Below are 16,681 nucleotides of genomic sequence, written 5' to 3'. Positions count from 1 at the left end.
AACTTTCGCTCGACTTGCATGTATTAGGCACGCCGCCAGCGTTCGTCCTGAGCCAGGATCAAACTCTCCAAGAAAGAGTATGAGTTTAGCTCATAAAGTTACGTTGGCTAGTGATCCGAAGATCACTGTATTATTGTTTGTTGACGCTTGTTTGTTTAGTTTTCAAAGAGCAATATATCCGCTAGTAACTTCTCTTGCGACCTTGCTACGTTCTGAGCATTTCTCTCTCAAAAGTCTCCGATGCAAGAGTGAACATCGCTCAAAGGCGACTTTTCTATATTACCAAATTACCATACTGAAGTCAACAGTTTTTTAAAAGTTTTTTTCTCGTTGACCAGTTGCCTCGCAGCAACATTAACTAATATAACACCATTAAATGAGCTATGCAATACTTTTTTATTTAAAAACGAAAGATATATCATCTATTTACCCAAAACCATTTGAAATAGAACGACTGACCCGGTTAACCCCCATTATAGGGCAGCAGGCATCACCTCGGAGAGTCTGATCTGACCTAGAAAACAGGCGGGTGATTGATGAAATATGTTTTGATAGCTTCATTAAGGCTAGTCAATCTACATCATATAGAAACATCTATCCGGCTGGTCGGAATTCACCCTCACAAAAAATAGCTGAAGCACCGCTAACATCTTTGCTGGCTGCAGCGAACCGCCACTGACTTTAAGCTTTACATTATATAGAATGCACAAAACCTTCGCCCATCTAAAATCCTCTTATTAAAAGTCAAAACGCCAGATTCCTCAAAAGGAAACTGGCGTCTCTATTATTATTTATGCCTCATTAAAGGAAACAATAGAACATCCCGGATTGAAGGAGAGTTGGTCAACAGCATGACAAGTCTGTCAATCCCGATTCCAAGTCCGCCGGTTGGCGGCATCCCGTATTCAAGCGCTTCGATGAAATCCTCATCCATTTCATGCGCCTCATCGTTTCCTTGCTCACGTTCCTTCAACTGCGCTTCGAAACGCTCCCGCTGGTCGATTGGGTCATTCAGCTCCGTGAAGGCATTGGCATGTTCACGTGCAACGATGAATAATTCGAAACGATCTGTAAAGCGTGGATCTTTATCGTTCTTTTTTGCAAGCGGGGAGATATCCACTGGATGGCCATAAATAAAGGTTGGCTGAATCAGTTTTTCCTCCACTTTTTGCTCGAAGAATTCATTGAGGATATGGCCGTATGCCATATGCTCGGTAATCTCAATCCCATGTTCTTTCGCAAGGGCACGAGCTTCGTCGTCCGTCATCTCTTTCCAGAAGTCAACGCCGGTATGCTCCTTAACCGCATCTACCATATGAAGCCTCTTCCATTCCGGCTCGAGGTTGATTTCATACTCTCCATATTGGACGACAGTTGTCCCAAGAACCTCACGGGCAATATGCGCGACGAGATTTTCAGTTAGACTCATGATGTCCTCGTAATCAGCGTAAGCTTCATATAGCTCAATCATTGTGAATTCAGGATTATGCCTAGTGGAAACTCCTTCGTTCCGGAAAACGCGGCCGATTTCATACACCTTTTCAAGCCCGCCCACAATCAGGCGCTTCAAATGGAGCTCGATGGCAATCCGCATGAACAGTTCCATATCAAGCGCATTATGATGCGTAACGAAAGGTCTTGCTGATGCACCGCCCGGGATAGAGTGCATCATTGGCGTTTCTACTTCAAGGAAACCATGCTCATCCAAATAACGGCGCATGGATTGAAGAATCAGGCTGCGCATGATAAATGTGGCCTTGCTCTCGTCACTCATAATGAGGTCGAGATAGCGCTGGCGGTAACGCTGCTCTACATCCTTCAGGCCATGGAATTTATCAGGAAGCGGACGCAAGGCTTTTGTTAGGAAAGTATATTCCGTTACCTTAATTGAAAGCTCTCCGACTTGTGTTTTGAAAAGTGTCCCAGTTACCCCGACGATATCGCCAAGATCTGAAGAAGTGAACAAGTCGTACTGTTCTTCGCCGACTTCATCTTTTCGAACATAAATTTGAATTTGACCAGTGAGATCTTTGATATGGGCAAAACCGGCTTTTCCTTTTCCGCGTTTTGTCATAATCCGGCCTGCTAGAGAAACGGAAACCTCTTTCGCCTCAAGCTCCTCTTTTTCAAGCCCGTTGTATTTTCCAATCAACTCTTTTGCATTCGCATTGCGGGTGAATTTTTTACCAAATGGGTCAATGCCCTTTTGGCGCATTTCATTCATTTTTTCCCGTCTGACCAGCAGCTGGTCATTTAATTCCTCATGACTCATTTATTTTCAACTCCCCATTTATATAGTGCGGTATGTAGTCGCACGCTAATTGGCCTGTTAAAGTGCCCATTTGCAGTTTAGACAATAATCCATAAAAAGAGACATTACGTACATTGTACACAAACTTTCATCCTGGCACATAATAAAAAAACAAAAAATACAACAAAGACTGCCAGTTTTTTTCTGGCAGCCTTCATAGTATATCATCAAGCAAAGATTTTGGCTAAATCGCCGGGCAATATCCCACGAAAAAAATTAACTAACGATTGCCTGGCTTTCCCTTTCTGCCGCCTCAATAGCCAGACCGTTCAACAGGGTAACAAGCTCTTCTCTAGTGCTGCACTCATTGATTGCATTTCGCACTTTTGCGTTTCCTTTTACGCCTTTCAAATACCATGCGACGTGCTTGCGCATTTCCCTTACAGCGATATTTTCATTCTTAAGGGCAATCAGGCGGTCAAGGTGAAGGATACATACATCCATTTTTTCGCGTACAGATGGCTCACTCATTAATTCGCCTGTTTCAAGATATTTTACTGTCCTATAAATCATCCATGGATTTCCGAGAGCGGCGCGTCCGATCATGACGCCATCCACACCTGTTTCTTCAAGCATGCGCTTGGCATCCTGAGGCGTCTGGACATCGCCATTTCCGATGACTGGAATAGAAACCGCTTGTTTTACTTCACGGATAATATCCCAATTCGCTTTTCCTTCATACATCTGAACACGGGTACGGCCATGTAGCGCAATAGCTTTACCTCCGGCGCGTTCTACAGCAAGGGCGTTTTTGACAGCATAAATATGCTCTTCATCCCAGCCCATCCGCATTTTAACTGTAACCGGCTTTTCAACCGCTTCCACAACAGCCGAAACCATTTCATAAATTTTATCCGAATCCAGAAGCCAGCGTGCACCGGCATCACACTTCGTAATTTTAGGGACCGGACAACCCATGTTGATATCGATAATATCCGCATTTGTGTTCTGGTCAACAAATCTCGCTGCCTCGACGAGTGTTTTTCTTTCGCCTCCAAAAATTTGCAGGCTTAGCGGCTTCTCGCGCTCATCTATATATAGCATGTTCATCGTCTTTTCGTTCTTGAAGAGAATTCCCTTGTCACTAACCATTTCAGCGCAAACAAGGCCGGCGCCAAATTCTTTTACGGTCAGCCGGAAAGCCGAGTTGCAAACACCTGCCATGGGCGCCAGGACAACGGGATTCTTCATGACAATATTGCCAATTTTTAACATTGTAACGGCCTTCCTTTTTTCAAAATGTATTTTTACTCCTTGGGAGGAGCCATATCTTCGATGCTTATGTGCAAAACTTCCGAAGCTCTTCGCAAAAGGTCAGCAGGCGGCATCCGGTTGCCCCGCTCAATTTCTCCAAGAATGGAGACTGAAACTCCGAGCTCTTTTGAAAAGCTGTCTTGGGTATATCCTTTTAATTTCCTGAATGCCCGAATCCGTCTTCCCCATTTTTCCGCTTCCATATTCGTACTCCTTCTTTATCAGGTAAACGATTGATCAATAGCGCAAGAGGTTCACGATTGCCAGGAAGGTGAATATTTCCGGCAACTTCATACAAAGGCACTAGCACAAATGCACGTTCCGCCATCCTGGAATGCGGAATGTAAAGCTTCTCCGTTTCAATATTTTCTTGGTTATAGAGTAGGATGTCAAGGTCTATTGTGCGCGGACCCCATTTTATTTCCCTTTTTCTCCCAAGTAAAAACTCGTTCTTAAGGCATACTTCCAGCAGTTCAAATGGCGGCAAGTCTGTATTTATTTCAATAACCATATTTAAAAAAAGGTCCTGGTCTTCATAGCCAACTGGATCAGTTTCATAAACGGAGGAATAATTTACCATTTTAATGGACGGATGGCCGTCTAGCAATTGAACAGCCGCTTGCAAATGTTGATAGCGATCGCCCATATTGGAACCAAGCGAAAGAAAAGCACGATTCTCCACGTTTATCTTCTCCTTGTGATTTTAGCCGCGACAAACTTATAATGGCCCGGGATTGGGGGATCCGGTTTAATGACTTTTACTGATGTTTCTTCAATCAGCGGAAACTCAGCAAGGAGCCGCAAAGCAATTTTCTCAGCAACCGATTCAATCAGTTTAAAAGGTTCCCCTTCAACGACTTCTTTGCAAACATTGTATAATTCTGCATAATTCACTGATGCGTCAAGATTATCTGTCTGACCCGCCTCTTTCAAATCGAGGCTGACAGCGAGATCAATGATAAACCGCTGCCCCAACCTCGTTTCCTCAGGAAAAACGCCATGGTACCCATAGAACTCCATTTGGTTGACATAAATTTTATCCATTTCCTTACCCCCTGCCCATTAGCGCATCCATCATCTTCGCCATTCTCGCCATTTCCTTCACATCATGGATACGAATCATTTGGCATCCTTTCTGTATTCCGTAACAGACAGTGGCGCCTGTTCCCTCCATCCTTTCCTCTGGCGGCAAGTCAAGGACCCGGCCAATGAACGTTTTCCTCGATGTGCCCAATAGGACCGGATAACCAAGAGCAACTAGTGTTTCAAGATTTTGCATCATTTCAATGTTTTCTTTGAAGTCCTTCGCAAAACCAATCCCCGGATCGAGGATAATTTGCGAATCCTCTACTCCTGCTTTTTTTGCAATTATGATGCTTTCATACAGGTCAGCAAACACGTCTCTCGTAAACATATCATAATTGCGGTTATCCCGGTTGTGCATCAAAATAATCGGGGCATTAAACTCTGCGGCAACCGAGGCAATTGCCGGCTCTGCCTTGGCACCCCAAACATCGTTGATAATGTGCGCGCCCGCCTCTAGAGCCCGTCTGGCCACCTCGGCTTTATACGTATCGACCGAAATTGGGGCATCCACTTCCTTTGCCAGCACCTCAACGATCGGTATAACCCTCCGAAGTTCTTCTTCAACCGAAACCGGCGCATGCCCAGGCCTGGTCGATTCGCCGCCGATGTCAATAATGTCTGCACCTTGTTCGACCATTTCCTTCGCGCGGGCAACCGCACGGTCGGCCGCATTGAATCTTCCTCCATCTGAAAATGAATCAGGCGTGACATTTAAAATTCCCATCACAATTGTTTTTTTGCCATAATCAAGAACATATTGGCCACATGTTATTTTTTTATTATCACTGCTCATGAGAAATCCTCCGTTTTGAGTTCATTCCTGCTGTAATATTTCTTGCGGCAGGCAGCATATTGTTCGTGCAAAAGCTGCCCCAGACGCCCTTCCCTGCCTGCAAACGTAGTATCTCCAATTTGCGGACAGACCACAATTTCCTGGATGGAGTTCGTGAATAAGACTTCCTCCGCACCAAGAAGTTCTTCTGAGGAAAAAAAGCCTTCCCTAACTTCAAAACCCGCACTCAGAGCAAGTTCAATGACAAACTGGCGCGTTATACCATTTAAGATTCCCGTTTCCAGCGAAGGGGTAAAAAGAGTCCCTCCCCTTGCCCAGAATACATTCGAAACAATCCCTTCAGCTACATGGCCATCCTTGGTCAAAAAAATTCCTTCTGTTCCGGGAACATCGCGGAGTTCCCGATATGCAAGGATATTATTTAAATAGTGGTGCGACTTCAGCCGTTCCACTCCTTCCGGGGTATTCCGGTTCAAAGAAAGGATCTTCCCCCGCTTTTCCTGCAAAATTCCTGCGGGAGGAAGAGGTTTTGAAAAAATGATGATTTCAGGGTCCGTGTATGGTTCGGAACGAAGGCCAACTTCTCCGGCTCCCGCGGAGACGTTGAAACGAATGTAAGCATCACTGCTGCCATTCGCCTCTAAAAGGGCCGCAACTGCCTCCTCCGCTTCGGGGCGGCAAATCCTCTTCTTAATTTCCAAGAGTTCAAGTCCCGCATTCAATCTTTGGAGATGGTCATCGAGCAAAAAGCAGTGCCCATGATAAACCCTGAATGTTTCAAACAGCCCCACCCCATATAGATAACCGTGGTCGAACGGGCTGATAGCTGCCTCTTCTTTTTTGAGAAGTTTACCGTTCTGCCAAATAAACATGTTTCTTCCCTTTCCCAGAAGGCGAATGGATGTGGAGAAAATTAGCAAGCAACTCTTTTCCAGGTCCGGTCAATATAGACTCGGGATGGAATTGCACTCCTTCAATCGCCATCGTTTTATGGCGGATCGCCATAATCTCTCCCCGCTCCGTCCAGCCAGACACTTCCAGGCAATCAGGAAGTGTTTCACGTTTCACGATAAGTGAATGGTAACGAGCTGCCGCAAAAGGATTGAAAATATTCTTAAAAATCGTTTTGCCATCATGATGGATTAGAGATGTTTTGCCATGCATCAATCGTTCAGCACGCACCACATCTCCGCCAAACACTTGGGCAATCGCTTGGTGGCCAAGGCAAACCCCGAAGATTGGGACCTTACCAGCAAAATAAGAAATTGCCTCAAGGCTGATTCCCGCTTCATTCGGGCTGCACGGACCAGGAGATATCATCAGCACGGTTGGGTTCGCCTTTTCAATGTCTTCGAGCGTAACCTCATCATTTCGTTTTACAATCAAATCCTCACCAATTTCCCCCAAATACTGAACAAGGTTGTAGGTGAAAGAATCATAGTTATCAATCATATAAATCATTCGTTCTCACCCGCTTCCGCAAGCTCTTTCGCCTTCCAGAGTGCCCTTGCTTTTTTCAACGATTCCTCATATTCGTGTTTCGGATTGGAATCAATGACGATTCCCGCCCCTGCCTGGACATGAGCTTGTCCATCTTTTACAAGCATTGTTCTGATCATGATGTTCAGTTCCAAATCACCGTTAAATCCGATCCATCCAAGCGACCCTGTATACGGACCTCTTCTTGAAGGTTCGAGTTCCTCAATGATTTCCATTGTCCTGACTTTCGGGGCGCCTGTAATCGTACCTCCAGGAAATACGGCATCAATTAAATCAAAGCCATCCTTCTCCGGGGAAATCTCACCACGTATATTTGAAACAATATGCATCACATGCGAGTATTTTTCAATCGCCATGAATTCATTTACCTGGACCGTACCGTATGCACTGACCTTCCCTAGATCATTTCGTTCCAAGTCGACAAGCATCACATGTTCCGCTCGTTCTTTCTCGCTTTCAATTAATTCACTCGCTAGCCTAAAATCCTCTTCTTCATTCCTGCCCCGGGACCTCGTGCCCGCAATCGGCCTTGTACTAATTTCCCGGCCGAACTTTTTGACAAGCAACTCAGGCGACCCACTGACTAGCTGGAATTCCGGGGTATGAAAATAGCCCATATAAGGGGATGGATTTACTGCACGCAGCTTTTCATAAACAGCCAACGCTGACACATCAATCGGCTTCGTCTGCCTGACAGATAGGTTCACCTGAAAAACATCACCCTCCGCAATGTATTCCCGAACCTTTTCGACCGCCTCCGTAAACTCCTTTTCCCCGATCGACACTTCCCTCTCATGATGAGCGGCCGATGTGACTGGGCTTTCTGCACGAACCGGTTCTGAATCCGTCCAGCGCCCTTCCCATTGACGGACACGCACAGCCAATTCTTCCTCTTCACTGAAGCGAAAGAACATCGTCATGACTTCTTCTTTTAAATCAAAGACAAACCATTCTTTATGAAACATAAAATAAACATCCGGAACGTTTAGTTCATCCGTTGCCAGCTCCGGAAGGGACTCAATATACCTTGCATAGTCATAGTTAATGTATCCGATTGCCCCGCCTGCAGCTAAAGGAATAGGGGAGCCGGCTTCGTTACTGAAATTTGCCATGTACTTCTTTAGGCCATGAAGCGGGTTCCCCTCCATAACGGAGCGCTCACCATTTTCAATCAACTCGAACCGATTGGCACCGGCAGATTTAATAAAAGCATGCGGCTCAAAGGCAGCAAGGTTATATCTGCCGCCGCGGCCACTTTCAAGAAGAACATGATGACCGCTAGTGGCGGCAATCTTTTTATACTGCTGAAAAAACGTTTCGGCTGATAAGCCGATTTTTTTATTATAAATGTTTTCCCCCAAAAAGCTCACTCCCATTTTCCGTATCTTCTCCATCATACAAGAAGTTTGGAAATGAAAAAAGCATGATCCGCAAATTGCAGCTCATGCTTTAAGAACATTTTCTAATCTTCAAATTGGTAAAGCGGGGTACTTAAGTAACGTTCACCGTTGCTAGGGATAATTGCAAGGACCTTCTTCCCTTTTCCGAGCTCCTTCGCAACCTTAAGTGCAGCATAAATGGCTGCCCCAGAGGAGATTCCGCCAAGAATGCCCTCCTCCTTCGCAGCACGGCGAGCATATTCAAATGCCTGCTCGTTTTCGACCTGAATCACTTCATCATACATTTTTGTATCAAGGATATCTGGTACGAACCCGGCCCCAATGCCCTGTATTTTATGTGGACCTGGTTTTCCGCCTGATAGGACTGGAGAGTCAGATGGCTCGACTGCATAAATTTTAATCGTTGGGTACACTTCACGCAAGACCTCGCCTGCCCCTGTGATAGTTCCGCCTGTTCCAATACCAGATATAAATCCATCTAGCTGATCGCCCATCTGCTCAACGATTTCTCTTCCGGTTGTCCTTCTGTGTACTTCCGGATTCGCTTCGTTCTTAAATTGCTGCGGCATGAAATAGCCATTTTCCTTTGCCAGCTCTTCCGCTTTGCGAATCGCGCCTCCCATGCCTTCGGGTCCGGGAGTCAACACAAGTTCGGCTCCATAGGCTCGTAGGAGGTTGCGCCGTTCCACGCTCATCGTTTCAGGCATGACTAAAAGAGTCTTGTAGCCTTTGGCCGCCGCAACCATCGCAAGACCGATCCCGGTATTTCCGCTTGTCGGCTCAATGATTGTATCACCCTTCTTCAAGCTGCCGCTTTCCTCAGCAGCCTCAATCATCGCAAGGGCGATTCGGTCCTTTACACTGCTGCCGGGGTTCATATATTCAAGCTTCAAGTAAACTTCTGCACTATTTTCATCTACAAGGCGGTTTAATTTTACAATCGGGGTATTGCCAACTAAGTCTGCAATTGAATTTGCGACGCGTACCATCCGTCCCACTCCTTATTCCGAGTATTTTTATTGGTTTAATATAAATTTATCAATTTTAAGCAAAACTGTCAATATAATTACTTTCCCCATTAACCGCGGACAAAAAACAAATTTTAACAACCAAAATGCGAAAGCGCCTGGTCAGCCCCGATATAGGAAGACTTGGTTTTGCCCTAGCAAAACCTTAGTCGCCCTTAATGCGAGCGAAGCGTAGCCAAGCTTAAGACGGGGCCCGCAGGACACTGAATGGCATCCCTGAATTCGCCCGCGCACGAAGGAAATGCGAGCATTTATGAGGATGGGCCTGCCCTCCGGAGGGAACCGGCTTAAGACCTCGAGGGGCTAGGCGCTCCTCGAAAAAGCTAACGCTTTTCCTTCGTGCGATGCTTATGCTTCCGAGGCTTCCCTTTGTGTAGCTGGATTAACAGAAAAGGCCCCGCTTTATATGTATGCGGGACCTTTTAAAGTATGTTATTTGTGCTTCATTATGCCGATACTTTTATTTTCCGTAAAACCACTCGACTCCAGCCTCGTCCCAAAGGGTACTCGCAGTAGGCGGCATCCCAAGCTGCGCTAGCGCAATTTGCCTTCTGATTTCACGTTTTACTTCCTTGAAGGTATATTTTTTTTCATTCAGCCTGTCATGAAGTTTAATAATAGCATAACCTTCTTCTGTTTCAATCGGACTGCTCCACTCGCCCGTTTTTAGTTTCGCTGCTGCAGTGATGTATGCCTCCGGAAACCGCTCATCGCCATCCTGAATAAACCCGAGTTCCCCGCCCTCCGCTGCAGTGAACTCATCTATTGATCGTTCCCGCGCCAAAGTGGCAAAATCGGAGCCTTCCTTCAGTTCCTTGATGGCCCGTTTGGCTTCAGCACTTGTTTTTACGATAATATGGGACAAGTGAACCGCTGCTGGAACCTCATACATCGATTTATTCTTTCCATAAAAACTTTTTAATTCTGCCTCTGATACAACCGCATCTTTTGTCAAAAGCTCTTCAAGCAGAAGCGACAGTTCGATTTGCTTTTTCCAGCTCTTCATATTCTGCTGATCAGGCGCCGAACCGCCATAGGTAGTCTGGAAAATCCTTAATTCGCGCTCTACATCTGTTTTTGGCACTTTTACGTCGTACTTTTTTGCCAAATGACTGATAACTTCCTGGTTAACCAGTTCCCTTAGTGTATCTTCTCCATAACGGGACTCCAATACCTTCAGCCATTCTTCCCTTGTAATGGTACTCTTTCCCACTGTCGCTACGGTTTCTTCGTCTACAGGGAACCCGGAAGCCGTACCGCTTTTCGTCATAAAATAAAGAGCAGTAAGAATATTCAATGCCACAAGCGCGACGATTACATACCACAATTCCCTCGTTTTCATTTTCCCTCTCCCGGATGAAGCTTATTTCGCTTCTTTCTTTAACTCCTCGAGCTCTTCTATTGAATATTGATATTTCTCATTGCAAAAGTGGCAATGGGCCTCAGCTTTTCCATCTTCCTCAATCATTCCGGCAATTTCCTCCTGGCCTAAAGATACAATCGCATTTGCAAATCGTTCTTTTGAACATGTGCATTCAAACTGAACCGGCATCTTTTCAAGGAACGTAACCTCACCTTTCCCAAATAGCTCCTCTAGTATTTCTTCCGGCGTCAATCCACGCTCAATCATCTTCGAAATCGGTTCAATCGTTTTCAGACGACTCTCGAGACGTGTGATGGTCTCCTCTGTTGTTCCTGGCAATAACTGAAGAATAAAGCCGCCAGCCGCTTTGATACTATTATCCGGGTTCACCAGCACTCCAACACCTACTGAAGAATTTACCTGTTCAGATGAGGCAAAATAATAAGTGAAGTCCTCCCCTAATTCCCCGGAGACTAATGGGACGGAGCCGCTGAAGAAGTCACGAAGGCCAAGATCTTTAACAACAGTCAGCGTACCGTCTGTGCCAACCGCCCGCCTTACATCAAGCTTTCCATTTTCATTCAATTCAAAATGGGTATGCGGATTGGATACATATCCCCTGACAGTTCCTTTTGCATTACTGTCGACAAGAATATTGCCAATCGGCCCTCCCCCTTCGATTTTTATCGTTAACTTTTCATCACCTTTTAGCATGGCGCCCATCATCAAGCCGCCCGTCATTGCCCGTCCGAGGGCCGCTGAAGCGGTTGGCCATGTATAATGGCGCCGCTGTGCCTCAGCAGTCGTTTCTGTGCTCTTTACTGCATAGGCCCTAATTTGGCCGTTATAGGCAATTGCCTTTATAAGATAATCACTCATCGTGACGCTCCTTTCTAGATGTTCATTCAATTTAAGACTCTTGTTTGTTATCCATATTGCGACGATAAATCAGCCGGAGCCCTTTTAATGTCAGGAAAGGATCAACTATGTCAATGATTTTAGATTCCTCGGCAATTAAGCTGGAAAGACCGCCCGTGGCAATGACAGTAGGGGTCTTCTGGCCGATAGTGAGCATTCTTTTGACAATCCCTTCCACCATGCCGACATACCCATATACGATTCCAGCCTGCATCGCTGCCACAGTGTTTTTCCCAATAACCCCTTCCGGACGGACAATCTCAATCCTCGGTAGCTTCGCCGCCCTCGAGTAAAGCGCCTCAGTCGAAATTCCCACTCCCGGAGCAATCGCCCCGCCCATGTACTGCTTTTGGTCATTCACGTAACAGTATGTTGTGGCAGTCCCGAAATCGACAATCACAAGCGGGCTCCCATATTCATGGATAGCGGCAACCGCATTGACAATTCTGTCAGCCCCCACTTCCCTCGGATTTTCATATTTTATGTCCAGTCCAGTCTTAATGCCAGGGCCGACAATTAGCGGTTTGACTCCAAAGTACTTCTCACACATTTTTTCCAAGGAAAACATGATTGGCGGAACGACGGAAGAGATAATAATTCCTTCAATATCGGCAAAAGAAAGACCTGAATGCTCGAATAGGGATTTAATGATCATCCCATATTCATCCTCAGACCTATTTCTGTTTGTTTCAATCCTCCAATGATGGAGAAGCTCTTCTCCTTTGTATACCCCTAAAACAATATTAGTATTTCCTACGTCAAATACGAAAATCAATTGTCTCACCACTTTACGGAGATTTAAATTTGCCAATAGCCTGCCGCTCATTGCAGCTGTTATTTCACTTAAAACATCATATCACAAACCGTTTCCCGAAATAAAAGACAAGTGCTCTAGGAACAGGAATTTCATGAATTGGACAGCAAAAAGGGCACCGCATAGGATGCAGCGCCCTTATAAAAGTTTAGCTTATTTTTGTTCATCCTGATTTTCTTCAGGCTTTAGCAAATCAGATGCAGAAGATCCGGAATGGTTTTCGCCTTCCTTTTTGCCGGAGATGTTAATAATGACATCATCGAGCGTACTCTTGATTTCTTCTGGCGTCGAGTTGGCTGGGACCTTGCCATCCGGAAGCCTTCCGTGATCAACGAGGTGCTTGATATCTTCGGCATCAAGTGTTTCTACTTCAAGAAGCGTGTTCGCGATCAGATCGAGCTTATCCCGGTGTTTAGTGAGAATCTCCCTAGCCCGTTCATACGATTGCTTAATGAAGTTCTGAATTTCAAGGTCGATTTCATAAGCGATCTTGTCAGAATAATTCTGTTCATTGTGCAGGTCGCGTCCAAGGAAAACCTGGCCTCCCTGCGGCTGGCCGAACTGAAGCGGGCCGAGCTTGTCGCTCATTCCGAACTCAGTGACCATTTTCCTGGCAATGCCGGTTGCTCTTTGGAAGTCATTATGCGCTCCGGTACTCACTTCACCGAAGACAACCTCCTCCGCTACCCGACCGCCGAGCAAGCCTGTGATCTTATCGAGCAATTCAGGCTTTGTCATAAAGTAACGGTCTTCCTTAGGCAGCATGACAGCGTAGCCGCCAGCCTGTCCTCGTGGAACAATCGTAACCTTATGCACCATTTCAGCTTCATCAAGCATAACGCCGATCACTGTATGGCCGGCTTCATGGAATGCGACAATCCGGCGTTCTTTTTCGGAAATGACTCGACTTTTCTTCGCCGGGCCTGCAATGACACGGTCTGTTGCTTCATCGATATCCGTCATCTCGATTTTCTTCTTGTCACGGCGGGCAGCCACAAGGGCTGCTTCGTTCAAAAGGTTCTCAAGGTCGGCGCCTGAAAACCCTGGGGTCCTCATGGCAATCGCCTTAAGATTAACAGATTCATCAAGCGGTTTGTTGCGTGCATGGACTTTCAGCACGGCCTCTCGTCCCCTTACATCCGGGCGGTCAACCGTAATCTGACGGTCGAAACGTCCCGGGCGGAGAAGAGCCGGATCCAGAATATCAGGGCGGTTTGTAGCCGCAATTATGATGATTCCTTCATTTGCCCCGAACCCGTCCATTTCCACAAGAAGCTGGTTCAGAGTCTGCTCGCGCTCATCGTGTCCGCCGCCAAGGCCGGCACCTCGCTGGCGCCCTACCGCATCAATTTCATCTATGAAAATAATACACGGGGCATTTTTCTTTGCTGTTTCAAAAAGATCACGTACACGGGATGCACCCACCCCAACGAACATTTCAACGAAATCGGAACCGCTGATTGAGAAAAACGGAACTCCCGCTTCCCCGGCCACAGCGCGTGCAAGAAGTGTTTTACCTGTTCCTGGAGGCCCTACAAGGAGGACACCTTTTGGAATACGCGCCCCAAGCTCGGAAAACTTCCGTGGGTCTTTCAGGAATTCAACTACTTCAATAAGCTCCTGCTTTTCTTCATCTGCACCTGCCACATCTTTAAAACGGACTTTTTTCTTATCCTCGCTGTACAATCTTGCCTTGCTCTTCCCGAAGTTCATGACACGGCTGCCGCCGCCCTGAGCCTGGTTAAGAAGGAAGAAAAACAGAATAAAAATGATGACAAATGGGATGATCGATGTAAAGAAGGTTACCCAGCCGCTTGTTTCCTTCGCTGGCATTGTTTCAACATTCGCCTGGCCGACCGCATCGTCAATACGGTCAAGCATCCTCTCACTGTTAGGGACATATGTCAGGAAGAATTTGTCCTTCGCCGCATTTTTCAGCTGGCCGCGGACTTCAAAAACGCCTCGTTCAGGCTGCAGGGTAACAGATTTTATTTCCTTGTTCTCAAGATGGGAAATAAACTCATCGTACCTTATATTATCGGTTGGCTCGTTGTTCCCATTAAAGAAGCTGACGACGCCAATGATGACTAAAAATATTAATAAATAAAAGATGGTATTACGGAAGATCCGATTCATCCCTTACCTCCTCCCACGGTGGAAAACAGTATATAAAATAGTAGCATAGATGATGATAGTGCTTCAACAAAAGTGCATTAAGAAAGCCCGATTTATTGACAATATTTTTCTGTTATTCCTCCTCGCTGTAAACCTCAGGCTTCAGAACACCAATGTAAGGAAGGTTCCGGTACTTCTCCAAGTAATCCAGGCCATAACCAACGACAAAAGCATCCGGTACTATAAATCCTATGTAATCGGCTGCAATATCTACCTTTCTTCCTGTCGGCTTATCAAGCAGAGTAACGATTTTAATCGACTTTGCTTTTCTGTAACGGAATAGTTCAACGAGATAGCTGAGTGTCAGACCACTGTCAATAATGTCCTCAATGATTAAAATATTGCGTCCTTCCACTGACGTGTCCAGGTCTTTCAAAATCTTGACCTCTCCGGAAGAAACCATTTTGTTCCCATAGCTCGATACGTCCATAAAGTCCATTTCCAAGTAGCAATCCATCTTTTTAAGAAGATCGCCCATGAACGGCATTGCTCCTTTTAGAACGCCGATTGCCAGAGGGTATTTGTCCTGGTAGTCCTCAGTCAGACGGTTTCCAAGCTCCTTGATTTTCTCTTGGATTTCCTCTTCGGAAATCAGGATTTCCTTAATATCATTTCTCATTTTCCATGTGCCCCCCTGATGTTGGTTCCTTACTATATACCAGCCTCCAAACTGATTCCTCCGAATCAACAGAAGAATCAAAGGCTGATTTTTTCAGCCCCGGCAGCCAGAGAATCCTCCCTCGGCTATCTGTTACAACAGGCCAAGATTCACGCTCAGGAACCGGTACCTTATGATCAATAAAAATATCCTTCAGCTTTCTCGAGCCATGCATCCCCTTTAGCGACATTCTGTCACCGTTTTCCCTTGTCCGGATAATGAGCGGCAAATCCGCTTGGGAAACCGCTAAATATGTACAATCCGGTCCGGCTCCAGCCACAGGGCGTCCGCTAGCCTCCACCAAGATTACACGGCCGTTAGGCAATGCAACTTTCCCGGTGTCCCACACTTCAATTCTGAACGGTTTTTTTTCAGAGTGCCCAAATTGGAAAATACATTGGAGGTAGGAACGGATGACAGTCAGTCCCCCCGGCAGATCAAGGCTTCCTGACGGATGAGGACGATTTAGCAGGGAAATAACTTGATCAATATGTATAGCTCCAAGAGAATCAGGTGTTTCTTCGTAAAGATAGTTTAATATTAGTTGAATCCCTCTTCTTTGTAAAGGCATTGGCATTCCAAGAAAAGCCAGAATATCGATCTCTATTTTCCCTTTTTCCCTGCTCTTCATTACTGTAACCATTCTCTCGGCTGCCAATTCCTCGAGATACTCTTCATCTATGATTAAATCCTCACTATAGCGTTGAAAATGCGCATGAATGTTTGGATTTTCATTTTTCAAAAATGGAAGCACCGTTTTTCTGAACCGGTTTCGGCTGTAGATTTCTTTCTCGTTGCTCGGGTCAATCCTCGGCTCGATTCCTTTTCTTTTGCAATAATCGATTAGTTCCTCTTTCGTTGCCTCCAAAAAAGGGCGGATGATTATGCCGCTGTGGAATCGCCTCATGAAAGGAATGCCTGCCCGGCCCTTTCCAGCGCTCCCTCTTGTCAGGCGCATAAGGATTGTTTCAATTTGATCATCGGCATGGTGGGCGAGAGCCAGATACGTAAATCCATACTTACCCATCAGCTTCCCAAAAAAATCATATCGGGCTTCGCGTGATGCTGCCTGGCCGTTTTTTCCGGTCCGCTTAATGATGTCCGGTACGTTAATTCTCGCCATTTCAAAGGGAATGGAATGTTTGTCGCAGTATCCCTTCACAAACAGTGCATCATGAAGCGATTGTTCTCCTCTGAACATATGGTCCACGTGGGCTGCAGTGAGCCTTATTCCCCAATTCTCCTTATTCTCCTGCAAATAATGGAGAAGAGCCATTGAATCGGGGCCACCCGATACACCTACGAGAATGCTTGTACCTTCAAGAGAGGTGGATTTCCGTTTTAAGAGTGCTTCAACTTTTACTTCAAGCATTTTAGTCTT

General features: G+C 45.9%; 16 protein-coding genes and 1 rRNA gene. All 17 read right to left on the bottom strand.

Annotated features, from left to right (window positions below; genetic code table 11):
* A 16S ribosomal RNA gene (locus D1B31_RS21925) occupies positions 1 to 74 on the bottom strand; the annotation flags it as partial.
* A 713-nt stretch (positions 75 to 787) separates the two neighbouring features.
* Positions 788 to 2,272, bottom strand: coding sequence for a lysine--tRNA ligase (gene lysS / locus D1B31_RS21920; protein ID WP_118924510.1), 1,485 nt, complete (start codon positions 2,270 to 2,272; stop codon positions 788 to 790).
* Positions 2,273 to 2,527: 255 nt separating this feature from the next.
* The gene (gene dusB, locus D1B31_RS21915) at positions 2,528 to 3,526 is read right to left on the bottom strand and encodes a tRNA dihydrouridine synthase DusB (RefSeq protein WP_118924508.1); all 999 of its coding nucleotides are present in this window, start codon (positions 3,524 to 3,526) and stop codon (positions 2,528 to 2,530) included.
* Between the two features lie 32 nt (positions 3,527 to 3,558).
* A complete protein-coding gene (locus tag D1B31_RS21910; RefSeq protein WP_118924506.1) occupies positions 3,559 to 3,768 on the bottom strand; it encodes a helix-turn-helix domain-containing protein in 210 nt (69 codons plus the stop codon).
* A complete protein-coding gene (gene folK / locus D1B31_RS21905; protein WP_118924504.1) occupies positions 3,720 to 4,247 on the bottom strand; it encodes a 2-amino-4-hydroxy-6-hydroxymethyldihydropteridine diphosphokinase in 528 nt (175 codons plus the stop codon). Before folK ends, D1B31_RS21910 begins: the two co-directional genes overlap by 49 nt.
* A 2-nt stretch (positions 4,248 to 4,249) precedes the next feature.
* Positions 4,250 to 4,609, bottom strand: coding sequence for a dihydroneopterin aldolase (folB, locus tag D1B31_RS21900; RefSeq protein ID WP_118924502.1), 360 nt, complete (start codon positions 4,607 to 4,609; stop codon positions 4,250 to 4,252).
* Positions 4,610 to 4,613: 4 nt separating this feature from the next.
* On the bottom strand, positions 4,614 to 5,444 hold the full coding sequence (gene folP, locus D1B31_RS21895) for a dihydropteroate synthase (protein WP_118924500.1): 831 nt from the start codon (positions 5,442 to 5,444) through the stop codon (positions 4,614 to 4,616).
* Positions 5,441 to 6,316 carry an aminodeoxychorismate lyase gene (gene pabC, locus D1B31_RS21890; protein ID WP_118924498.1) on the bottom strand — a complete coding sequence of 292 codons (876 nt, stop codon included), beginning with the start codon at positions 6,314 to 6,316 and terminating at the stop codon, positions 5,441 to 5,443. The genes folP and pabC overlap by 4 nt, the downstream gene beginning before the upstream one ends.
* Positions 6,294 to 6,905 carry an aminodeoxychorismate/anthranilate synthase component II gene (gene pabA / locus D1B31_RS21885; RefSeq protein WP_118924495.1) on the bottom strand — a complete coding sequence of 204 codons (612 nt, stop codon included), beginning with the start codon at positions 6,903 to 6,905 and terminating at the stop codon, positions 6,294 to 6,296. The genes pabC and pabA overlap by 23 nt, the downstream gene beginning before the upstream one ends.
* A complete protein-coding gene (locus D1B31_RS21880) occupies positions 6,902 to 8,320 on the bottom strand; it encodes an anthranilate synthase component I family protein (RefSeq protein WP_118924493.1) in 1,419 nt (472 codons plus the stop codon). The genes pabA and D1B31_RS21880 overlap by 4 nt, the downstream gene beginning before the upstream one ends.
* Before the next feature lie 86 nt (positions 8,321 to 8,406).
* A complete protein-coding gene (gene cysK, locus D1B31_RS21875; RefSeq protein ID WP_118924491.1) occupies positions 8,407 to 9,333 on the bottom strand; it encodes a cysteine synthase A in 927 nt (308 codons plus the stop codon).
* A 499-nt stretch (positions 9,334 to 9,832) separates the two neighbouring features.
* Positions 9,833 to 10,714: a peptidyl-prolyl cis-trans isomerase gene (locus D1B31_RS21870; RefSeq protein WP_118924489.1), complete on the bottom strand. Its 882-nt coding sequence runs from the start codon at positions 10,712 to 10,714 to the stop codon at positions 9,833 to 9,835.
* Positions 10,715 to 10,735: 21 nt separating this feature from the next.
* Positions 10,736 to 11,614, bottom strand: a complete 879-nt coding sequence (gene hslO, locus D1B31_RS21865) for an Hsp33 family molecular chaperone HslO (protein WP_118924487.1) — start codon at positions 11,612 to 11,614, stop codon at positions 10,736 to 10,738.
* 31 nt (positions 11,615 to 11,645) lie between these two features.
* Positions 11,646 to 12,428 carry a type III pantothenate kinase gene (locus D1B31_RS21860; protein WP_192894816.1) on the bottom strand — a complete coding sequence of 261 codons (783 nt, stop codon included), beginning with the start codon at positions 12,426 to 12,428 and terminating at the stop codon, positions 11,646 to 11,648.
* Between the two features lie 192 nt (positions 12,429 to 12,620).
* Entirely contained in the window at positions 12,621 to 14,603 is a 1,983-nt protein-coding gene (ftsH, locus tag D1B31_RS21855; RefSeq protein WP_118924483.1) for an ATP-dependent zinc metalloprotease FtsH, read from the bottom strand.
* A gap of 112 nt (positions 14,604 to 14,715) precedes the next feature.
* On the bottom strand, positions 14,716 to 15,261 hold the full coding sequence (gene hpt / locus D1B31_RS21850) for a hypoxanthine phosphoribosyltransferase (protein WP_118924481.1): 546 nt from the start codon (positions 15,259 to 15,261) through the stop codon (positions 14,716 to 14,718).
* A complete protein-coding gene (gene tilS / locus D1B31_RS21845) occupies positions 15,251 to 16,672 on the bottom strand; it encodes a tRNA lysidine(34) synthetase TilS (protein ID WP_118924479.1) in 1,422 nt (473 codons plus the stop codon). The genes hpt and tilS overlap by 11 nt, the downstream gene beginning before the upstream one ends.
* Positions 16,673 to 16,681: the final 9 nt, after the last annotated feature.

It is taken from the genome of Neobacillus notoginsengisoli, from assembly GCF_003515685.1.
Classification (GTDB): Bacteria; Bacillota; Bacilli; order Bacillales; family Cytobacillaceae; genus Bacillus_D; species Bacillus_D notoginsengisoli.
This window is presented reverse-complemented; position numbering and strand designations above follow the sequence as displayed.

Coding starts and splice junctions, on each gene's coding strand:
- lysS (WP_118924510.1), bottom strand. CDS start 2,272: ATGAGTCATGAGGAATTAAATGACCAGCTGCTGGTCAGACGGGAAAAA.
- dusB (WP_118924508.1), bottom strand. CDS start 3,526: ATGTTAAAAATTGGCAATATTGTCATGAAGAATCCCGTTGTCCTGGCG.
- D1B31_RS21910 (WP_118924506.1), bottom strand. CDS start 3,768: ATGGAAGCGGAAAAATGGGGAAGACGGATTCGGGCATTCAGGAAATTA.
- folB (WP_118924502.1), bottom strand. CDS start 4,609: ATGGATAAAATTTATGTCAACCAAATGGAGTTCTATGGGTACCATGGC.
- folP (WP_118924500.1), bottom strand. CDS start 5,444: ATGAGCAGTGATAATAAAAAAATAACATGTGGCCAATATGTTCTTGAT.
- pabC (WP_118924498.1), bottom strand. CDS start 6,316: ATGTTTATTTGGCAGAACGGTAAACTTCTCAAAAAAGAAGAGGCAGCT.
- pabA (WP_118924495.1), bottom strand. CDS start 6,905: ATGATTTATATGATTGATAACTATGATTCTTTCACCTACAACCTTGTT.
- D1B31_RS21880 (WP_118924493.1), bottom strand. CDS start 8,320: ATGGGAGTGAGCTTTTTGGGGGAAAACATTTATAATAAAAAAATCGGC.
- cysK (WP_118924491.1), bottom strand. CDS start 9,333: ATGGTACGCGTCGCAAATTCAATTGCAGACTTAGTTGGCAATACCCCG.
- D1B31_RS21870 (WP_118924489.1), bottom strand. CDS start 10,714: ATGAAAACGAGGGAATTGTGGTATGTAATCGTCGCGCTTGTGGCATTG.
- hslO (WP_118924487.1), bottom strand. CDS start 11,614: ATGAGTGATTATCTTATAAAGGCAATTGCCTATAACGGCCAAATTAGG.
- ftsH (WP_118924483.1), bottom strand. CDS start 14,603: ATGAATCGGATCTTCCGTAATACCATCTTTTATTTATTAATATTTTTA.
- hpt (WP_118924481.1), bottom strand. CDS start 15,261: ATGAGAAATGATATTAAGGAAATCCTGATTTCCGAAGAGGAAATCCAA.
- tilS (WP_118924479.1), bottom strand. CDS start 16,672: ATGCTTGAAGTAAAAGTTGAAGCACTCTTAAAACGGAAATCCACCTCT.